This is a genomic window from Coleofasciculus sp., from assembly GCF_046565525.1.
GTDB lineage: Bacteria > Cyanobacteriota > Cyanobacteriia > Cyanobacteriales > Coleofasciculaceae > Coleofasciculus.
This window is the reverse complement of record NZ_JBKHUP010000032.1, coordinates 32,262-50,453: the sequence shown is the minus strand read 5'-3', so window position 1 is coordinate 50,453 and position 18,192 is coordinate 32,262. Positions and strand designations below refer to the sequence as shown.

16 protein-coding genes and 1 other RNA gene are annotated in these 18,192 nt (G+C 45.3%); 8 read left to right on the top strand and 9 right to left on the bottom strand.

Going from position 1 to position 18,192, the window contains the following annotated elements; all coding sequences use genetic code 11:
• Positions 1 to 61 precede the first annotated feature (61 nt).
• Positions 62 to 1,015, bottom strand: coding sequence for a J domain-containing protein (locus ACLGGO_RS13605; RefSeq protein WP_446419717.1), 954 nt, complete (start codon positions 1,013 to 1,015; stop codon positions 62 to 64).
• 278 nt (positions 1,016 to 1,293) lie between these two features.
• A complete protein-coding gene (locus ACLGGO_RS13600) occupies positions 1,294 to 2,118 on the bottom strand; it encodes an inositol monophosphatase family protein (protein WP_446419716.1) in 825 nt (274 codons plus the stop codon).
• A gap of 238 nt (positions 2,119 to 2,356) precedes the next feature.
• On the opposite strand from ACLGGO_RS13600, the gene ACLGGO_RS13595 reads away from it, so the two are divergent.
• Both ACLGGO_RS13595 and ACLGGO_RS13590 read left to right on the top strand, forming a co-directional pair.
• Entirely contained in the window at positions 2,357 to 3,592 is a 1,236-nt protein-coding gene (locus ACLGGO_RS13595; protein ID WP_446335439.1) for an RNA-guided endonuclease InsQ/TnpB family protein, read from the top strand.
• Between the two features lie 161 nt (positions 3,593 to 3,753).
• On the top strand, positions 3,754 to 4,887 hold the full coding sequence (locus tag ACLGGO_RS13590; protein WP_446419726.1) for a 5-(carboxyamino)imidazole ribonucleotide synthase: 1,134 nt from the start codon (positions 3,754 to 3,756) through the stop codon (positions 4,885 to 4,887).
• A 197-nt stretch (positions 4,888 to 5,084) separates the two neighbouring features.
• Here the strand turns inward: ACLGGO_RS13590 and ACLGGO_RS13585 are convergent, their stop codons facing one another.
• Complete coding sequence (locus ACLGGO_RS13585) at positions 5,085 to 6,029, bottom strand: pentapeptide repeat-containing protein (RefSeq protein ID WP_446335424.1); 945 nt, start codon at positions 6,027 to 6,029, stop codon at positions 5,085 to 5,087.
• 147 nt (positions 6,030 to 6,176) lie between these two features.
• On the opposite strand from ACLGGO_RS13585, the gene ssrS reads away from it, so the two are divergent.
• The 3 genes from ssrS (at position 6,177) to ACLGGO_RS13570 (ending at position 8,253) form a co-directional block, all read left to right on the top strand.
• Positions 6,177 to 6,359: non-coding RNA, 6S RNA (ssrS, locus tag ACLGGO_RS13580), on the top strand.
• A gap of 149 nt (positions 6,360 to 6,508) precedes the next feature.
• The gene (locus ACLGGO_RS13575; RefSeq protein ID WP_446419715.1) at positions 6,509 to 7,786 is read left to right on the top strand and encodes a DNA cytosine methyltransferase; all 1,278 of its coding nucleotides are present in this window, start codon (positions 6,509 to 6,511) and stop codon (positions 7,784 to 7,786) included.
• Between the two features lie 260 nt (positions 7,787 to 8,046).
• A complete protein-coding gene (locus tag ACLGGO_RS13570) occupies positions 8,047 to 8,253 on the top strand; it encodes a hypothetical protein (RefSeq protein ID WP_446335422.1) in 207 nt (68 codons plus the stop codon).
• Between the two features lie 153 nt (positions 8,254 to 8,406).
• Here ACLGGO_RS13570 and ACLGGO_RS13565 read toward each other — a convergent pair whose 3' ends face one another.
• The 5 genes from ACLGGO_RS13565 to ACLGGO_RS13545 all read right to left on the bottom strand — a co-directional run bounded on the left by ACLGGO_RS13565 (position 8,407) and on the right by ACLGGO_RS13545 (position 12,114).
• Complete coding sequence (locus ACLGGO_RS13565) at positions 8,407 to 9,186, bottom strand: hypothetical protein (protein WP_446419714.1); 780 nt, start codon at positions 9,184 to 9,186, stop codon at positions 8,407 to 8,409.
• A 54-nt stretch (positions 9,187 to 9,240) separates the two neighbouring features.
• On the bottom strand, positions 9,241 to 9,585 hold the full coding sequence (locus ACLGGO_RS13560; protein ID WP_446419713.1) for a TMEM14 family protein: 345 nt from the start codon (positions 9,583 to 9,585) through the stop codon (positions 9,241 to 9,243).
• Positions 9,586 to 9,766: 181 nt separating this feature from the next.
• Positions 9,767 to 10,120, bottom strand: a complete 354-nt coding sequence (locus ACLGGO_RS13555; RefSeq protein ID WP_446335419.1) for a DUF760 domain-containing protein — start codon at positions 10,118 to 10,120, stop codon at positions 9,767 to 9,769.
• A gap of 136 nt (positions 10,121 to 10,256) precedes the next feature.
• Positions 10,257 to 10,748, bottom strand: a complete 492-nt coding sequence (gene scpB / locus ACLGGO_RS13550; protein ID WP_446335418.1) for an SMC-Scp complex subunit ScpB — start codon at positions 10,746 to 10,748, stop codon at positions 10,257 to 10,259.
• 490 nt (positions 10,749 to 11,238) lie between these two features.
• On the bottom strand, positions 11,239 to 12,114 hold the full coding sequence (locus tag ACLGGO_RS13545) for an ABC transporter ATP-binding protein (protein WP_446419712.1): 876 nt from the start codon (positions 12,112 to 12,114) through the stop codon (positions 11,239 to 11,241).
• Positions 12,115 to 12,243: 129 nt separating this feature from the next.
• Here ACLGGO_RS13545 and ACLGGO_RS13540 point away from each other — a divergent pair, with 129 nt between their 5' ends.
• Positions 12,244 to 13,881, top strand: a complete 1,638-nt coding sequence (locus tag ACLGGO_RS13540) for an iron uptake porin (protein ID WP_446419711.1) — start codon at positions 12,244 to 12,246, stop codon at positions 13,879 to 13,881.
• A gap of 169 nt (positions 13,882 to 14,050) precedes the next feature.
• Positions 14,051 to 15,529: a hypothetical protein gene (locus tag ACLGGO_RS13535; protein WP_446419710.1), complete on the top strand. Its 1,479-nt coding sequence runs from the start codon at positions 14,051 to 14,053 to the stop codon at positions 15,527 to 15,529.
• Between the two features lie 381 nt (positions 15,530 to 15,910).
• Here ACLGGO_RS13535 and ACLGGO_RS13530 read toward each other — a convergent pair whose 3' ends face one another.
• Positions 15,911 to 16,759: an acyl-CoA desaturase gene (locus ACLGGO_RS13530; RefSeq protein WP_446419709.1), complete on the bottom strand. Its 849-nt coding sequence runs from the start codon at positions 16,757 to 16,759 to the stop codon at positions 15,911 to 15,913.
• A 106-nt stretch (positions 16,760 to 16,865) separates the two neighbouring features.
• Between ACLGGO_RS13530 and ACLGGO_RS13525 the strand changes: the two genes are divergently transcribed.
• Positions 16,866 to 18,161, top strand: a complete 1,296-nt coding sequence (locus ACLGGO_RS13525) for a TetR family transcriptional regulator (RefSeq protein WP_446419708.1) — start codon at positions 16,866 to 16,868, stop codon at positions 18,159 to 18,161.
• Positions 18,162 to 18,192 lie beyond the last annotated feature (31 nt).

Here is an 18,192-nt window from a genome sequence, read left to right as displayed (position 1 = left end):
CGCCCCAACAATCGGAAAACCTGAAAACGGTTTCAATTTTCATCCTTTGTCCCTGATTCTTTTACTTTTTCTTGCCGCTAAACAATCCTCCAAACAAACCACCGCCACTCGATTGATCTTTCGACTTGCTGCCTGAACCTGTTTTCTCGGTTAATTTGTCGATATATTGCTTTCCTTTCAAGGCGCTTTCTTCCTGGGGATTCAATTGCAAGGCTTTGTTAATATGAACCTTAGCCATGGATACTTGATTTTGCTTTAAGTAAGCTAACCCCAATAAGCCATGACTTTTACTATTGGTTTGCTCTAATTTGAGAGCTTCTCGTAATTCTAAAACAGCGCCCGCAAAATTGTTTTTCTTCATATAGCTGTCGGCGCGGCTGAGATAGGAATCAACTTTTGAGACTTCCTGAGTCCCACCCCCCTTCGTTGATGCACCACTAGTCGCTGCGCCAGCCGTCGTTTTCTTCACCGCCGCGCCAGTTCCCGCCGTTTTAGAAATGGCTGTTCCTGAAGAGGTTTTGCTGATGCCGGATTTAGATGTTTTTCCTTTGAGCATCAAGTAAACTAAATTGAGTTCACTGATTTCGCCAATTCTGTCCACTACTTTATCAAGAGATTCGTATTGCTTGGAGGCTAGAGATTTCAATGAATTCCGATAAACAGCATCGACATTTGCACCAGCTCTTGCCAATTCTTTTGCCGTGTCGCTAGAAATCGAAATTTTGCCCCCTTCTGCGGCTAGACGCTTGCCCATGTGTCCTAGACTGACTTTATAGTCACGACTGCCACGAAACAGTTGTTCTTTGGCAGGATTGACGAGTTTTGTTAACAGTTCATTGGCTTGCTGTTTTTCCGCATCCGTTTTGAATTTGCTGCTGTCAGGATGGAGACGGCGAGTTACTTTGAGATACTGCTTCCGGACTGTCTTGTCATCCGCATCGACGGGAACGCCTAAAATGGCATAATAATCCGTGAAATCATACTTAAAAAGTCCGCGTTCAATTTCAAAAGCCATAGGGTGCTGTCCAATTGCTGTGACGAAAGAATAGTGTTATAGTCTGTCTCAGAGATGAAAGTCCCCCTTGACATCCTCATAGCTATTGTAGAAAATATGGTTCCCAAGATAGGGGTAAACTGACGGTTGGGCAGGACTGTCTCAGAAGGCTCCCAGTCTCCAAAGCTCCAGGACTCTAAGGCAGTATGGTTTATGGTATCTGCTTTTTCGTCTATTGTTAATGGGTGGGTATTTGCAGCCAAGCGGCACTACAATCTTTGATCCGTATCGAGGAAGTGTCACGTCCAACTCGACAAGGGTGGTGTCTGTAACAGTTCCTGACTGAGTTGGTTGTGAATTTGACCATTGGTGGCGAGAATTCGTCCAGATTTTAGGACGAGGGGGCTACCATCATAAGCTGTGACTGTACCACCTGCTTCTTGCACTAATACTACACCAGCTGTAATATCCCAGGGTGAAATTCCCCGTTCCCAATACCCATCTAAGCGTCCATAAGCCACTTCTGCCAAATCGAGAGAGGCTGAACCACTGCGGCGAACGCCTTGGGTGAGGTGAGTTAGGTGACAAAACTCGGCATAGTTGTTGTCTGGGGTTTCGTGGCGGTCATAGGCAAAGCCAGTTACTAGTAAGCTTTGATGGAGATTAGAGGTGTCAGACACTTGAATCGGACGGCGGTTGCAAGTTGCTCCCAATCCTTTAGCCGCCCGAAATAGTTCATTGTGAAAGGGATTATAGATAACTCCCACTTGCGGTATTCCGTTAACGAGCAGTCCCACAGATGTAGCAGCAATGGGGTACTGATGAGCATAATTGGTGGTGCCGTCGAGGGGATCAATTGCCCAAAGATATTCACTCTTCTGGTCTCCCCTTTGACCCGATTCTTCTGCCAAAATAGCATGATGGGGAAGATGACGCCCTAAGACTTTTACAATGGCGGCTTCTGCTTCTTTATCAGCGACTGTGACTAAATCACCCGGACGCCCTTTCTCTTCTACCGCATCTAGTTTACCCCAGTAGGTTTGCAAGATTGCCCCGGCTGTCATCGCGGCTTCTGTGGCGATGTCGAGAAAGATTTGCAGTTGATCGGATGTGGGTTGACTCATGGTTGTGGCTGGTTATGAGAGGTTTGAGTTTTTCAGGGAAGTATAAAAGCTCAAGTCAGAATTGAGCTTACTATATTCTTACAGGATAGCGATGGTTTCATCCCCTGGTTAAAACGCAGGGGATGAAACCGATCTCGGCGTTCAGCAAAGCGACTTTAGTCGCGAGTCTGATTTGTCCTGAACAAGCCCCACCAATAGTGTAGTATAGTGTTAGAAAACATTGCAGGAGGTCGAGCAACTGTTTACCTTAATTTACGAGTTCAAACTAAAACCAACTAGCGCTCAGATAGCTACTTTTGAAGAGTGGCTAGAGCAATGCCGTAGGGTATACAACTACGCTTTAACTGAGCGCAAAGATTGGGTTAAATCTCGCAAATGTAGGGGTTACGCCTGCTCGATTAAACACGAGTACATCATTCCAGCCGATGCGCCGTCACCGACCTACAGCAGCCAATGCAAAAACTTAACGGTTGCCCGTAAGAGTATCCCTGAACTCGCCTCAGTACACTCACAAGTGCTACAGCAAACCCTAAAGCGGCTACAGCTAGCATTTGAGGGGATGTGGAAGAATGGGAGAGGCTTTCCTCGGTACAAGAAAGCGGGTCGGATGAGGTCATTCGTCTTTCCTACGCCATCGGAACAACCCATTCAAGGGAATCGAATTAAACTACCTAAGATTGGGCTGGTTAAATTCAACCAATCCCGCCCAATTCCCGATGATGCGACGATTAAACAGGCGCGTATTGTGAGACGGGCATCCGGTTGGTATGTACAACTCATCCTGCAATGGAAAGTAAATGTACCTGAAATCAGTCCGACTGGTACATCATTAGGAATAGATGTAGGCTTAATGCACTTTGCCGCCGTGTCTAATGGGCGAACGTTTCCAAATCCCAGACCGTTTAAGCGACTAGAAAGCAAGCTGAAATCGCTGCAAAAAAAGGTGGCTAATAAACGGTTTGGGTCAAACAATCGAGCTAAAGCACTTCTCAAAGTAGCCCGACTACATGAGCGGATAGCCAATACCCGTAAAAACTACCATTGGGAGCTAGCCCATAACCTCTGTGATTGGGCAGACATTGTGTTTGCTGAACAGCTCAACCTCAAGGCACTAGGTAAAGGCTTCTTGGCTAAACATTGCCTAGATGCGGGGTGGGGTCAATTCCTAGATATCCTCTCCCAATGCTGTTTCAAGCGCGGCGTGTACTTCCAGAAGATACCCGCATCTGGAACGAGTCAAACTTGTCCTAAATGCCTGAAGGAAACGGGCAAGAAAAAGCTCTCCCAACGGGTACACAAGTGTCAGCATTGCGGGTATACCCAAGACCGCGATATAGCAGCCGCTCAGGTAGTCGAGATTAGAGGACTGGAAGCCGTGGGACACACGGTGGGTAAGCTTTCTGAGGGTAAAGGCTCCGTCCTGGAAGACGTTAAACTCTGCCTCCCTGTGAAGAAAGAATCCCCCGCGTTTTAACCGGGGGAGTGTCAATGTTCATGGCATTCCGGTTGCGGTTAGAAAATAGGCTTGATTCAAAGGCTTATCACTATCATCTCGTCCAGAAGCCTTTGCTTGTCAGAGTTTAATGTTGACACCAAAATCCGCTAACATGACAAACGAGTGACTCAAACCTATTGATGCCTAAGACTGTGAAACGAGTAGGGGTAATTGGTGGCGGACAACTGGCTTGGATGATGGGAGATGGGGCTAAATCATTGGGATTGGATTTAGTCATTCAAACACCCCATCCTACTGATCCAGCCGTTAGTGTCGCCTCCGATACCATCTTTGCCCCGATTGATGACGCCGCCGCGACGGCTAAGTTAGCCGCCGATTGTGATGTGATCACCTTTGAGAATGAATTTATTAATTTGGATGGGTTGTTCCCCTTGGCAAACCAAGGTGTCTGTTTTCGCCCCCGCCTAGAGGCTTTAGCCCCCCTACTGGATAAGTATCACCAACGCTGCTATTTACGTGACATTGGTTTACCCCAACCGGCTTTTAACTTACTACAGACACCCCTCAACCCAGATAGGATGGATTTTCCTGTCGTTCTAAAAGCGCGACGCCACGGCTATGATGGTCAAGGCACGTTTATTTTTAAGGAGAGAGAGAGTTTTCAGGAACTCTGTTCAAAACTTGGAGATACACCCCTCCTCGTCGAGAAATTTGTACCCTTTGAACGAGAATTAGCTGTAATCGCTGCTCGTTCTTTAAGCGGTGAGGTAGTGGTTTACCCCGTTGTTGAAACCCAGCAGGAAAAGCAAGTGTGCCGTCGGGTGATCATTCCCGCCCCGATTAGCACAGAGACAGAAAAAGAAATTGACGCGATCGCACGTACCTTACTCAATAGTCTACAAGCCGTGGGCGTGTTTGGGATTGAACTGTTTCTCACCGCCAATAATCAGGTATTTGTCAACGAAGTCTCCCCCCGTACCCACAATTCTGGGCATTTTAGTTTAGATGCTTGTGAAACTTCGCAGTTTGAAATGCATTTACGGGCAGTTGCTGGATTAGAATTGACAAAACCGACACTTAGGTGTAATAGAGCCATCATGATTAACCTATTAGGTTACGAATATTCCCAGAACGACTACCTCGAAAAACGGCAAAAACTAGCCCGTCAGCCCCAAACATATCTGCATTGGTATGGGAAAAAACAATCGCGCCCAGGGCGCAAACTCGGACATGTCACAGTCCTGTTGGATTCTAGCCCAGAGAGAAACCCGCAGGCGATCGCACAATCCATAGAAACCCTGTGGTACAGTTAAAGACTATCAAATAAGATAGTTTCGACCCAACGCACTTGCTAGTCGGTCATGGCGCGTGAATTTTTAAGGGAAGTAGGGGCGGGTTTTAAGGATAACAATGCCCAACAAAACCCATAACTTGACTAAACCCGCCCTTAGTGAGTTTTGAGGGGGAAAAATCTTGAACAAATAAAAAAGGACGAATGACTAATGAAAAATCACTCTAATTGTAGCAACATATTTAAAACAAAGTCACTTTGAGCTTTAGCCATAACCTGAATCATGGCTTTAAAATCCGAATTTCGTTGGCGATACTTAGTAATTAATTCCTCTGACTGAACTCTAGTACCAAACTTTTCTTGATAATCTGCCTCAATGCATTGAAGTTCCTGTTTATAACACTGTTTAAAGGATTGCTCAATTTTTGCCTTATCCTGCTCTGGCAGAACATTGAGGTGGATGACTACAGTGCCTCGATGCTTCGTTTCAATGGATTGAATAGAGACAGGAAAATCACCCTGTTCTTTCTCCAATTTTTGAAAAGCAACCAAAAATGCTTGCCAATCAATCCCGTTGCGAAAGATTAACTCAACCGTTTCTAGAGTTGTTTGGAAAAGCTTGGCAAACTCACCCGGTTCAAATCTGCCACTATGAGGACGGCGTTCTTGTAGTACATATCGTTTATTCTTAGGAGAATATCTGGATTTAAGATAAACGTAGTCGCAGATAACTCCAATCAAGTTAGTTTTACTATCAATATTCCAGTCTTCTAAGCAGACTCCTGTGAATATTGCTCTCTCAAAGTTTGTACCTAAAGCTTGGGTTCTAATCAACCGTGCTTCCGATAAATCAGCGCCGCAAAGAAAAGCATTCCTCAAATCGGCACCTGTAAAATCAGCTTTTGTGAGATTGGCATCCGTCAAGTCAGCATCAAGCAAATCTGTGCCAAAGAGGTTAGCACCTTGAATATTAGCCCCTCGGAGGTTAAATCCACTCAGATCCAATAAATTTAGGTTGGCACCCTCCAGCATGGGAGTAACATCAGGATGTTTCTGTCGCCAACTGTTCCAGTGGAATAACCCCAGTTTGACAAGATAGGAGTGGGGTTCGCTGTAAACCATCTGCCAATAACCCCGAACATCATGGTTTGCGATCGATGACACTCATCAGTTTAGCCTAGAGTGTCTAGAACAGCGTATAATTAGGCACGAACACTGACCATCTTCAGAGCGCACGCCAGGTGTACCTACAGAAAATGGCAATACTGGACAGTGAACATCTGGAAATAAATCGTTAGAATAGAAGGACAGGTTCCACTGGAACGTTGGTGACTGCCAATAGTGTTTTTTGATCTTTGTCCGTATAGCAAAGGGAATCGAGAGACCTTGTGGCAGTAGACCGGGCATGAACCCGGAAACTTAAAACGAGCGTCCACGATGCCCACCTGGTTTTCCAGGTCATAAGCTGAGGCAAGACGGCGTTTCGGTGAACCTGCAATAATTCGCAAAAATTTCCCCCTGTCTTAAGTGACTGGGGGATTTTGCGTGGTAACCGAATTAGACAAAACAGGGAACAGATCACGGTCGAATCTCTGATTGACCGTGAGATGAATCGCCGATAAGCTAAAGCAATGGATGAGGGGATGGCAAATTTGGGGTATCGACCTGTCGCCATTGATTTATTTGCAGGAGTTGGTGGGTTTTCCCTGGGGATCGAACAGGCGGGGTTGGATGTGGCGATCGCAGTGGAAAAAGACCCGATTCACGCGGCTGTCTATGGGTTTAACTTTCCCCAGACTCATGTCTTGTGCGCTGATGTATCTGACTTGACGGGAACACATATCCAAAAAGCCTTGCGGGATTGGTGCGATCGCCAAAGGAGTCCTGTTCTAGTTAGCGATCGCGACAGGATTGACATTGACTTGGTATTTGGTGGACCTCCCTGTCAGGGATTTTCAGTGATGGGGAAACGTCAGGTTTGTGACAAACGTAACCTTTTAGTCTTTGAATTCTGTCGCTTGGTCAAAGAACTCCAGCCTCGTTATTTTGTTATGGAAAATGTTCCGGGTTTAGGTCTGAAAAAATACCAAAACCTACTGAATCGGTTGCAGTGCGAGTTTCAAGCAGCCGGGTATGAGATAATTCAACCGATACAGGTACTAAGCGCGGTTAATTTCGGTGTACCCCAGCAGCGACAACGGTTATTTGTCTTGGGGAATCAGGTGGGAGTGAAACCCTTAACCTATCCTCAACCTCAATTGCAATCACCCTCTGAGTTTTGTACGGTTCGGGATGCGATCGCGGATTTACCCAATTTAGATGATTTTACCGAACTTCAAACCTCAGACTCGGTAGAACTGACACTCCCCCAGTTACAATTACTTCAAGCATTAGCCATGCCTTACGTGGAAAAGCTACGAGGTATAATCAGCGATCCTTTTAATTTTGCCTATCCCCGCCAATGGAATCCCTTCCTCTTAACCAGTTCCAAGCGAACGCGACACAATCTAGCCTCGATTGAACGGTTTAATCAAACACCACCCGGTCAATTAGAATCCATTAGTCGCCTACAACGCCTAGACTGGGACAAACCCTGCTACACCTTACGCGCAGGTACCGGACCCGAACACGGTAGCTATACCTCCCCCCGTCCCATTCATCCTAAATATCCACGGGTCATTTCAGTACGAGAAGCCGCACGTTTACATTCGTTTCCGGACTGGTTCCGCTTTCATGCTACGAAATGGCATGGATTTCGACAGGTGGGAAATGCTGTACCGCCACGACTCGGACGAGTCTTAGGTCATCAAGTTATCGCCGCCTTGGGAGTTGAACCCTCGCCGCCAACGTCAACCCTTACCCTAAAAGACCCGTACCTCTTAGAATTAGGACAGGTCAAAGCATCTGAGTATTGGAAATAAAAGAAAAGAGAAGGGAATTTTAGTGGGTTAGGATATTGAAAGTTTACATACTTATTCCCATCCTTTTGTGATTTATATCACTTGATGAAGACAAATTTCTCATAAGCTTTCCTGAGAACTCATCACTTGGCTAATAAAACACTTATCACAATTTATGTCTAGTCCGAATCACTGACAATGCGCTAATTTGATCACGTTCGAGAATTGATAAGTTCTGTAATATATTTTAAGGAGAGATACACCACGTTGCTAAAGACCCAATGAAATCTGCTCAAGTTTGTTTTCCCAAATTTCCTGTCCGGCAAATTGCCAATCGCATTATTGATATGCGCCAAATTAGCCGAATTGACCAACAACTGTTCATGTCAGCACTTTTATCGAAGCAGTCACTTTCTAGGGAAGAGCAAAACCTAGTTGAACAGATTTATGAAGGTTTAAATCGGGGATGGATTCGAGTCGTTGAATAGAATACATTATAATTTATGACTTATACTTTATGAATAAGGGCGAGTTTTGTTTAGAGCTTATCAGTAAGTATAAAAATTAAACGGCTTATGCCCACCCCTACAATTGACCTTTCGCAACGCTTTTCGGGCAGGCTTATTACTTACCTTAAATCTCTAGATTCTACCGCTACCAATTTTTGGCAGAACTCCGTTTGCCCACAATTCATCAGAAATTTTAATTTGTTTGTCTTCTGGAACTCTTTGATTATATTGCTCTAATAATGCTGTAATGAGTTGAATATACTCTTTCAGTAAATCCCGAATTTCTTGTCGGGCTAATAAATTATAAGAATTAGAGGTGTTATTATTTACGCTAAACTGGCGAATGACGGGCGCATTGAAGACAATCCACAGAAATGGAGAATTGATCATTTCTTCCATCAATTCAATAAGTTCAGGTTGTAAAAATAAACAATATTTTTCCATGGTGCGGTTTAAGGAATCCTTAAACTGCGAGCATTCCCGTAATAAATATTCAGACCAATCTGCTTCAATTGCACCCAATACAGGGGCTGGCTTGGAAAAATCAAGAAACGCTAATTCTTCAAAAAATGTATGGTCAAATAAGTCAGCTACTGTTTGATAAGTTTTATCTGGTTTTTCGGCAATAGCCGCCTTAAACATATTGAAAAACAAATAAAAGTGACGTTGAAGTGGTCTCCTGAGCTGTAGGAATGCCACAGATTCTAGTTTCCTTCGTTGATTTTCTTGATCGATAGCCATGACTCGATCAATTGAAAAGACAACGATGATAATGCCAGTAATTTCTGAGGCAATATCTAAGGAAAAGGATTTAAGCCAAGGATATTGACCCGAACTGATGAAATAAACAAAAAAGCAGCAGCCCAATAAGATAGGAAGTAATACATAAGGGGTTTTTAAAGAACTTCTCATCTTATCGCCTGCTATTTTGCTTGAGCATCCGGATCATCGGTAAAATACAGTAATCTATTGTAAGAAACCTTCTGCTGCTAATAATCCTACCGAAAAAAGTACGGTAGCCATTAGCGACAAAACCATCATCATTCCCGAAGGCATAAAGGCGCGGGTGCGGAAAAGACGAATAACAAAGACAATAAATAACAGCAGGGAAATTATTGTGGCTAGTCCCAGTCCCATAATTGGGATCACCCGACAAAGCCACCAAGCGACCAACAGTCCCAGACCACTAGTGATACCCGAAATTAGAGATTTTTGGCTTTTGGCTTTTACATATCCAATTATGCCACCCACCAAGACAAGTAAGGCGTAGATTAAAACAAATCCGGTAATAATTGGCAATAAGTTGTTCATGTTAGGAAAAATTTTGTGGATTTAAAGATTGGCTATAATGGATTATACTCTCTTTAGTCAGATAAAAACGACTGCCCTTTACGGCAGCCCAATCCCCCGCCACCCGTCTTGATTAAACGGGGGAATAGCTTTCCCATGACTCTCTTAGGATGTTACAGGAATCGGTTTAGATAGAAGAATCCTAAGAGTGATCGTTGTGATGGGATTGCCTATGCCAACTCATAGTGTCGGTCATGTTATCTTCTAGTTCCATGCGTTGTTCCATGCGACGCAGAAAATAGCCCGTCATCATCGCCGAAGCCAGCAATCCAGCTAAATTTTCGCGATCTGTGGTAATTTGGACATTGAAACTTTCAGAAGGAAGCATACCCACCAGTCCCTGGACGTTCTGGGAAATGATTTGCTGAATTTCCGGGCTGGCAGATTTGGCAACCTGGGACAGCACATCTGGAGATTGGTGTTGTAGATAGTTCAGTAATTGGTTGGATGCGTCATCTTCAGGGGGAGAATTGAGGAAGTCAGAGTTAAATACCATTAGAATCAAAAGACGTGACTTACTTGTTTCTACTCTAAACGATTGTGCTGGCTACCGACTTGGTGCTTTGGTGCAACAGCCCTAGTTCTTAAGGAAGAAATTCAGGCGTAAGGATGAGAATGAGATGAGGTGGTGCTTAGGATTGAGAGGGTGTCTGTAGGGACGGTAGGAGGTTATCAAGTTCAAAGTGTTGATGAAATTTATTCGTAACTTGCAACCAGTAAGAACGACCATCACTTTGTCGGCGTCTGCTGACAAATCCCAGGGAAATCAGTTCCTGAACATGTTGATAAGCACCACTACCGCGTAAGTCGATCAGCTGAGTTTGAGCAATAGGTTGTTTGAGTGCGATCGCGGCTAGGGTTCTCAATGCTCCTAGACCTAATTCAGCAGGCACTAGACTTTGCATTAACGTAGCAAATGAAGCTCGTAACTGCAAGCTGTAACCCTTTGGTGTCTCGACGACTTCTAGGGCGCTGTCTCGATAGGCATAGTCTGACATCAGTTCAATTAAAGCATCTTCTGCCGCAACGCGATCGCACCCTGCACACTCAGCAATTTCCGCCAGGGACAAGGGTTTGCCCTTTAAGTATAGAATTGCTTCAATTTGGGTCGCTAGACGAGGCATTGGGGACGTTTTGAGTGTTGAATGTGTAGGGGTGGGTTTAGGGAATTCGCTCAAGCTGTTGACGATAACTTGGGTTCAAAACCCGCCCTTACCGAGTTTTGATCCTTCGCTTCCCTAGTCGGACATGGCGCGTGAGTGATTGGGGATTAGGGATTGGGTGTGAAACTGTAATCCTATTTCTCTGCATATCTATGCAAGTAAGGAGAAAAACGTAATTTGACATCTTCTGTCAACCTTATTGCTAAGTAAAGTTTGCCTCGACAATGTTAGACGGGCTTTTTACGAATTCAGCACTACAGCTATAAACCTGTTCACTGATTACTTAACTGAATTCGACAGAGCATCATGCTGGCGTTCATATCAAGGTGTCGTGACCCGTCTAACGTAGACAGCGATGAGTCTTAGTCTGCACGTTCCGACTATGTACAGATATGCCTAACTATGCATAGTTCTGTATAGGTTTTTCGGAACGGAAGTACCGATACGCTCCTTAATCGAGTTGTCGTCCCGTCAATTCCACAAAGATATCTTCTAAATTCGAGGGACGAACCATCATACCTGTTTTATCCGGTAAGCTGTCAAGGTAGGCATTGGCATCGTCTAGAGTGGGAAAGAATTTATACTCAAAGCGATCGCCGATTTGTTTCATCAGCAACCCTTCACCATGGTTAGCTTTGAGTTGTTGCAGGGTTCCCAGTTCAATTAGCTTACCACAGTCCATAATACCGATGCGTCCTGGCTGACTTGCCCCATACTGATCACACAACACCTCCACCTCGTCCATGTAATGAGTCGTTAGCAGCATTGTCATCCCTTGGCGGTTTAAATCCCGAATAATTTCCCACAGGCGGCGACGGGTTTGGGGATCAAGTCCCACCGTGGGTTCATCTAAAAATAGAATTTTGGGTTGGTGGAGTAGCGCCCTGGCAATTTGCAGGCGACGCTTCATCCCACCAGATAGGGTTTTCACTGGCGAATCCCGCCGTTGGGATAATTCTACATACTCTAACCACTGGTTAATCAGGGTTTGCCGTCGGGGATTAGGAATGTGGTGCAAGCGTCCGTGGAGCTCCATATTTTCCCAGACGGTTAGGTCGTTGTCAACGCTGGTTTGTTGCAACACGACGCCGATATTTTGCTTTACCTCAGCCGGTTGACGCACCACATCATAACCCGCAATCTCAATTTGCCCTTCGGTGGGTCGGGTTAGGGTGGTTAACATGCGAATTGTTGTCGATTTCCCCGCCCCGTTGGGACCGAGTAGACCGAATATCTCTCCCGATTCGATAGTGAAGGAGAGGTCCTTAACTACAGGGACTTTATCGTAGGTTTTGTTGACCTGTTGGACACAAACAGCAGGGGGCATCGTGTCTAAATTTATAAGAGAACAATTTTATATTTTAGTCATTTGTCATCTTCCTCTTCCTTAACTCTCTTGGCGTTTAGGCGTGTCAGGGATTAAGAATGGGAAAGGAGTGTGAGGAAAAACCGAAAAATGTATCAACTTTGGCAGAAATTGCTGCGGATAAGTCCTGCGATCGCGTTTTGGCTATTTTGGGCTGGAACCCTTACGGCACAAGAGGTAGAGGTGCAGGGGTGTGGGATCGTGGGAGAGTTTTGTTGGTTAGAAGAAACCTTAGAGAGAAAAGAAATATCAGAGAATGAGTCGAGTGATCCCACCGAGAAACGTTTAGAGCAAATTAATCAGTACAGCGATAATAATAGCTTGGGTCAAGTAACGAATGTTTCCCAGTTGCGGGATGTACAACCCAGTGATTGGGCGTATACAGCCTTGCGATCACTGATCGAACGATATGGCATACTCACAGGGTATCCTGATCGCACGTTCCAGGGCAATCGAGCTATGACTCGCTATGAGTTCGCCGCCGGATTACGTCAGGCTTTGGATCAGATACAATTACTAATTGCCAGAGGACGCGATGTTCCTCCAACAGACTTGGTGACACTGGAACAGTTAACCAATGAATTTGTCTTAGAACTCTCCCTGCTAAGAGCAGATGTAGACGCCCTAACCGCCCGGACTCGGGAACTGGAACTGACGCAATTTTCGACGACAACCCAACTGGATGGGGAAGTGATTATTGGGGCGGCGGGGATTGTCAGTGAGGATGATAATGTAACCACATTGGGACATCGTACCCGCTTAAATTTAGAAACCAGTTTTACAGGTCAAGATGTACTAATAACCCGACTGCAAGCCGAAGGGTTAAGGAGTCTGGAACGTCGTACAGGTACACCAGAAGGAGAATTAGCCTTTACTGGGGCTAGGGATAGTGACCTAGAGATTGATGCCCTATTGTACCGTTTCCCCATCGGGAATCAGACGCAAGTCGTTATCGCGGCGAATGCTGGAGATGCTGATGACTTTACCAATACGATTAATCCTTATCTAGATGGGGATGGTGCTAGTGGGGCGGTGTCTCGTTTTGCCACTCGTGCGCCCATTTATTATTTAGTCAGGGGGGCGGGTTTGGGGGTAAGACATGCAGTGAGTGACACCTTAGAAGTCAGCTTAGGGTATTTAGCTGGGAATGGGGGAAATCCTCAACCCGGTAACGGTTTATTTGATGGGGCTTATGGCGCATTAGCCCAAATCAAGTATGAGCCGAGCGATCGCGCCACGATTGGCTTGACTTATGTTAATGCTTACAATCAAGACTGGCAAGTCGGGAGTCAAGATACTAATTTAGTCAGTCAATTAGACTTGCCCGTGGTCACAAATTCCTTTGGTATCGCCGCTTCAGTACAAATTAATCCACGATTTGTTGTCGGGGGATGGGCAGGTTATACCACAGCCGAGGTGATTAATGAAGGGGATGCTAATCTTTGGTATTGGGCGGTAACATTAGCCTTACCCGATTTAGGCAAAACAGGCAATCTAGCGGGGTTTATCGTCGGGATGGAACCCAAAGTCACCAACAGGAGCGATAGCCTGAAGAATTTGGGCATTGATGATCCGAGTACATCCCTACATCTAGAGGCATTCTACCAGTATCAATTAACCGATAATATTACAATTACACCAGGGATAATTTGGCTCACTGCACCTGATCATAATAGCGATAATGATGATACATTCATTGGCACAATACGAAGCACATTACGATTTTAACAACTAAGCAAGATCCCCGACTTATTCAAAAAGTTGGGGATCTGTTTGTGTACCTCACTTACACGCAATCGCGCTGTAACTCTGTTCGACTGATAAAATAGTGGAATAGATTTTACGGTTACATCGAGAACCCTCCTTTGCGCCCCTAAAGTTTCCTGTCCGACTACTTATGCACTACTCGCCTTTATTTGTATTACTATCCTTATCGCTATCGTTCCCGCTACTTTCCCTGTCCCCGGCAAATGCCCAAGATACAACAGAACAACCTAGGTTTGCCCAAGGATTTTGGCGTCCCGCCGAACAACTGGTGCAAGAACAACTTAATTTGATTAATCGGATTGAGGGGGCATTCTACAGTCCTAATGTATATCAAGTAGAAGCGACGCGATCGCAACTGTTCTTACATCTAGGCAAAGTGGAACGCTTCTTGAAGAGTCAGTATCAAATTCCCCAGTTTCTCTGTAATAACGGAACCCCTGATCCCGATTTTCCTGCACCGTTAACCTTACCCCAGCGACAGGTGTATTGCAATCTTTATGCGTCTACCCAAAAGCTGAAACCAATGGTTGATCTGTTGGATATGCGGTTACCGATGCTAGCTGGGGTAGCTGCACCCAGTCTCTTACCCGATGAGCAACGCATAGGATTGCGGCTGAATTTAGCAACGCCACTGCGTCCGAGATTTTCGCCTGTACCTGACTTCCCAAAACCGGAACCACCCGTCTTGGGTATGCCGACAAAGCGCCCGACTACAGACTATCAGGAACCGCCTCTACAACCTGCGATCGCGCCTCCAGAAGCTATTACCCGAACTCTTTTAGCCGCACGGGAACAACTACTACCCACATTACCCGCATTTCCTGACTCTGCTCGTATAATTGACCCCGGTGTCTATTCGGTCATTCCAACTCAGAGTACTTTGGGTCTTTTGCCTTTAGAACCACAGCGATATGCCGAATTTCTTGCCCAACCCAACACCGGGATTGCTCGTATCTTTCTCGCCGAAAGCTATCAACCTGATCCCAATAAGCTGCAAAACCGCCTGATATCTCCCCTCCCCCAACCCTTTCCCTTAACTGCTGGGGTAGAACCGACTACGGATTACGTTCCTAGCTTGGCGCTGGAGATTGAAAATGGAAACTTTACCATTCCATTGCAGGGGCTGGATTATGGTTTTATCGTAAATTTAGGCGACATTTCTTTAGCACAACTCGACGCCAACCTAAAAACGATTCCCACCCTGACACCCGAACAACGGGATTTATTCCTGAATTATCGTCCGCCTAATGCAGTAGAAGCCTTACAAATAGATCAAAGGCGCTTTTACACGGGTAAGGATGGTATCGGGTTTGTCCCGCCTTTAAGTCCACCTGCGGCTACAGGTTCAGAGGTTGCGCTAAATAATACCTATTTAGTCAGATTAATCCAATTCCAGTTACCTGAAGCCGTACTTAAAAGAGAACCAATTTCCCGAGCGCAGCGTCGCTATTTACCAGAAATTCTCAATACACCGAGCAGCGATGTTATTGTTGCTTTTCAACCCGTTCACCAGCGTTTAGATGGGAGTTATACCGTACTGTGGCGTCTACTTTATCAGTTTCCTGATCCCCAGATTGAAAATTTAGCCGAATACGTTGATTTAGAGTAGACGTTACTGTTATTCAGGAGATATAGCAACCGCTAAGACGGTTAGGACACATCATTTATGTAGAGACGTTGCATGCAACGTCTCTACAACAGTTCAGAAAGTCCTAATCGATGTGTCTACTGCTATATTAGAGCAAAAAACCACATAACCTATGCTTGTCTGGTTATATGGTTCAATTAAACTACTGATCAGTTATATTGACTTATTAATTGAGTTAGTACCAAACAGTATTTAACTCAAGACCTACTCTCCTCTAAAATCTAGAGTTTAGCAATACATATATTTACCAACTCTTCAAACAATCTGAACATCTGATTAAAACAAGCTTTTAAGCCAACGCCCTTGCTCAATGGCATACTTTTGAATTCCAAGGGAACTGTACTATGCTGCCTTTTTGGGTGGTAGAACAACTTTCTTTGCTAAACCTACTCCTTGGAGTATTTGAATTGCCCACCACGTCATATCTATTTCCCACCATTTACGTCCAGCCGGAGCAACATTGGGTTGAGCATGGTGATTGTTGTGCCAACCTTCTCCGTAGGTTAAAATAGCTGCCCACCAGAGATTGCGAGAACCATCATTAACTTCATAAGTCTGATAACCGCGCAGGTGAGTGGCAGAATTAATTAACCAGGTGCTATGCCACAGTACGACAGCTCGCACAAAGACACCCCAGAATACAAATTGCCATCCCCCTACTAGGTAAAGCAATAGACCCAGAGGAATTTGTAGCGCTAAGAAATAGCGATCTAACCAGCGATAATAGGGTTCTCTGGCAATATCAGGAGCAAATTTTTGATAAACTTGGGAATCAAAAAATTCGGGTTTGTGATAGAACAGCCAAAGCATGTGACTCCACCAAAACCCATGTCGTGCTGAGTAAGGGTCTTTGTTTGCATCATCAGGGTGAGCATGGTGCTGACGGTGTCCTGCTACCCAGAAAATTGGTCCCCCCTGGAGAGCTAAAGCCCCAATGGTGGTAAGGATATATTCTAACCACTTAGGCACTTGAAAACTCCGATGAGTTAAAAGTCGGTGATAGGATAAGCAGATGCCAATACTGCCAAAGAGCCAGTGGAGAAGTATCATTATTCCCAAGGCTGACCATGAAAAAAACCAAGGCGCCAGCAGTGCCAAAGCGTGAATCGTGCCAAAAAATAGCAGACTGGGCCAATGAAAGGGTAGATTAACGCGACTTTGAGGAAGCGCTGAGATGGAGGTATTAGTCATTGAGTATCGTTACAGTAGGAATTGAGGTGCAAGTGTTACTTACACTTCTATCATCAGTTTAACGATTTATCCATCAAAATGCAAGTGTTACTTACATTACTAAACTATGTCTCGTACCAGTTCTACAACACGAGCGCGTTTGATTCAAGCAGCGCTTGAGTTGTTTACCGTTCAGGGGGTTACCGAGACGACCACACGTCAGATTGCTGAATTAGCCCAGGTTAATGAAGTCACGCTGTTCCGTCACTTTGGTAACAAACAAGGATTGCTCTTAGCCGTGATCGAAGACTCTGGGGTGTTTACCCGTCTGGGTGAATCCCTCAGATCCCAAGTTGATCAGACAACGACGTTTGAGCAGGCGTTGACCAACTATGGACGCGATCGCCTTCAGGTTCTGACGCAAATGCCCGAATTATTGCGCTCTGTGGTTGGGGAGTCAGGAAAATACACCGTTGAGCATCGTCAGGCGTTAGGAGAAGGTGTTACTCAAGCCAACCTGGACTTCGCTGATTATCTTACCACCGTGATTCAACGCGATCGCTTACATTTGCGTTTATCAGCGGAAAAATTAGCCAGTTTGGTTAATGGGATGTTATTTGGGTATTTGGTGATTGAACTAACCAGCGAGTTCCACAGGCTTTGGCAGAATCAGGAGGATTTTTTGCAAAGTTTGGTCGAACTCATATTACACGGAGCGTTTGCCGACGCAGAGCCAGAGAGACAGGGGGAGGGGGAGGGGGAGGGGGAGCCGGAAAGCGGGAGCAAAGGGGAGACATTGCGCCAGCTTGTACCCGATTCTTCCCCGAACTTGCCCTCTCCAGCCATCTCCTCTGAGACGGTAGCCGATTTACCCCCATCCTTAGTTAATGCCATTTTGCAACAAGCGAAAAAAAGCGGATTCCGGGATTATGCTCTCGCATATACTCTCTTTGGTGCGGGGTTGCGGATAGAAGAAATTATTGCCTTAGAGCGATCGCACCAAATTAGTGACGCCCACAGACACTTGTTGCAAGTGACTCAAGGTAACGTGCGTCAAGTCCCTGTGAATCAGTGGATTATGGGCAAGCGCTATGGTTCTTACACCCGCAATCCCTTAAACCAATGGCTCAAAAATCGTAAAGATGATCGCTCACCCTTGTTTGTCAATGAAGCCTTGGAACGGATGTCTGTGCCAGAATTAAGATCCGCATGGCGTGACTTTACCTCTGGCTTGGAAACGCCATCTCCCTCAATTGAGCAAGCGCGACAGACATGGTGTGTGGAAATGCTAATGAGAGGGATGAATGTGGAGGATTTAAGTATTTTAAGCGGTTTGGATGTGAAACAATTAGAGCCTTATGTTGGTAGGGCAAGGGAAAAAACGGCGTTGGATCGGGCGATTCGTTTAGATCAAAAGCCTTAATTAGTCAGCTTTTTTACCCGTCGAGCCAGTA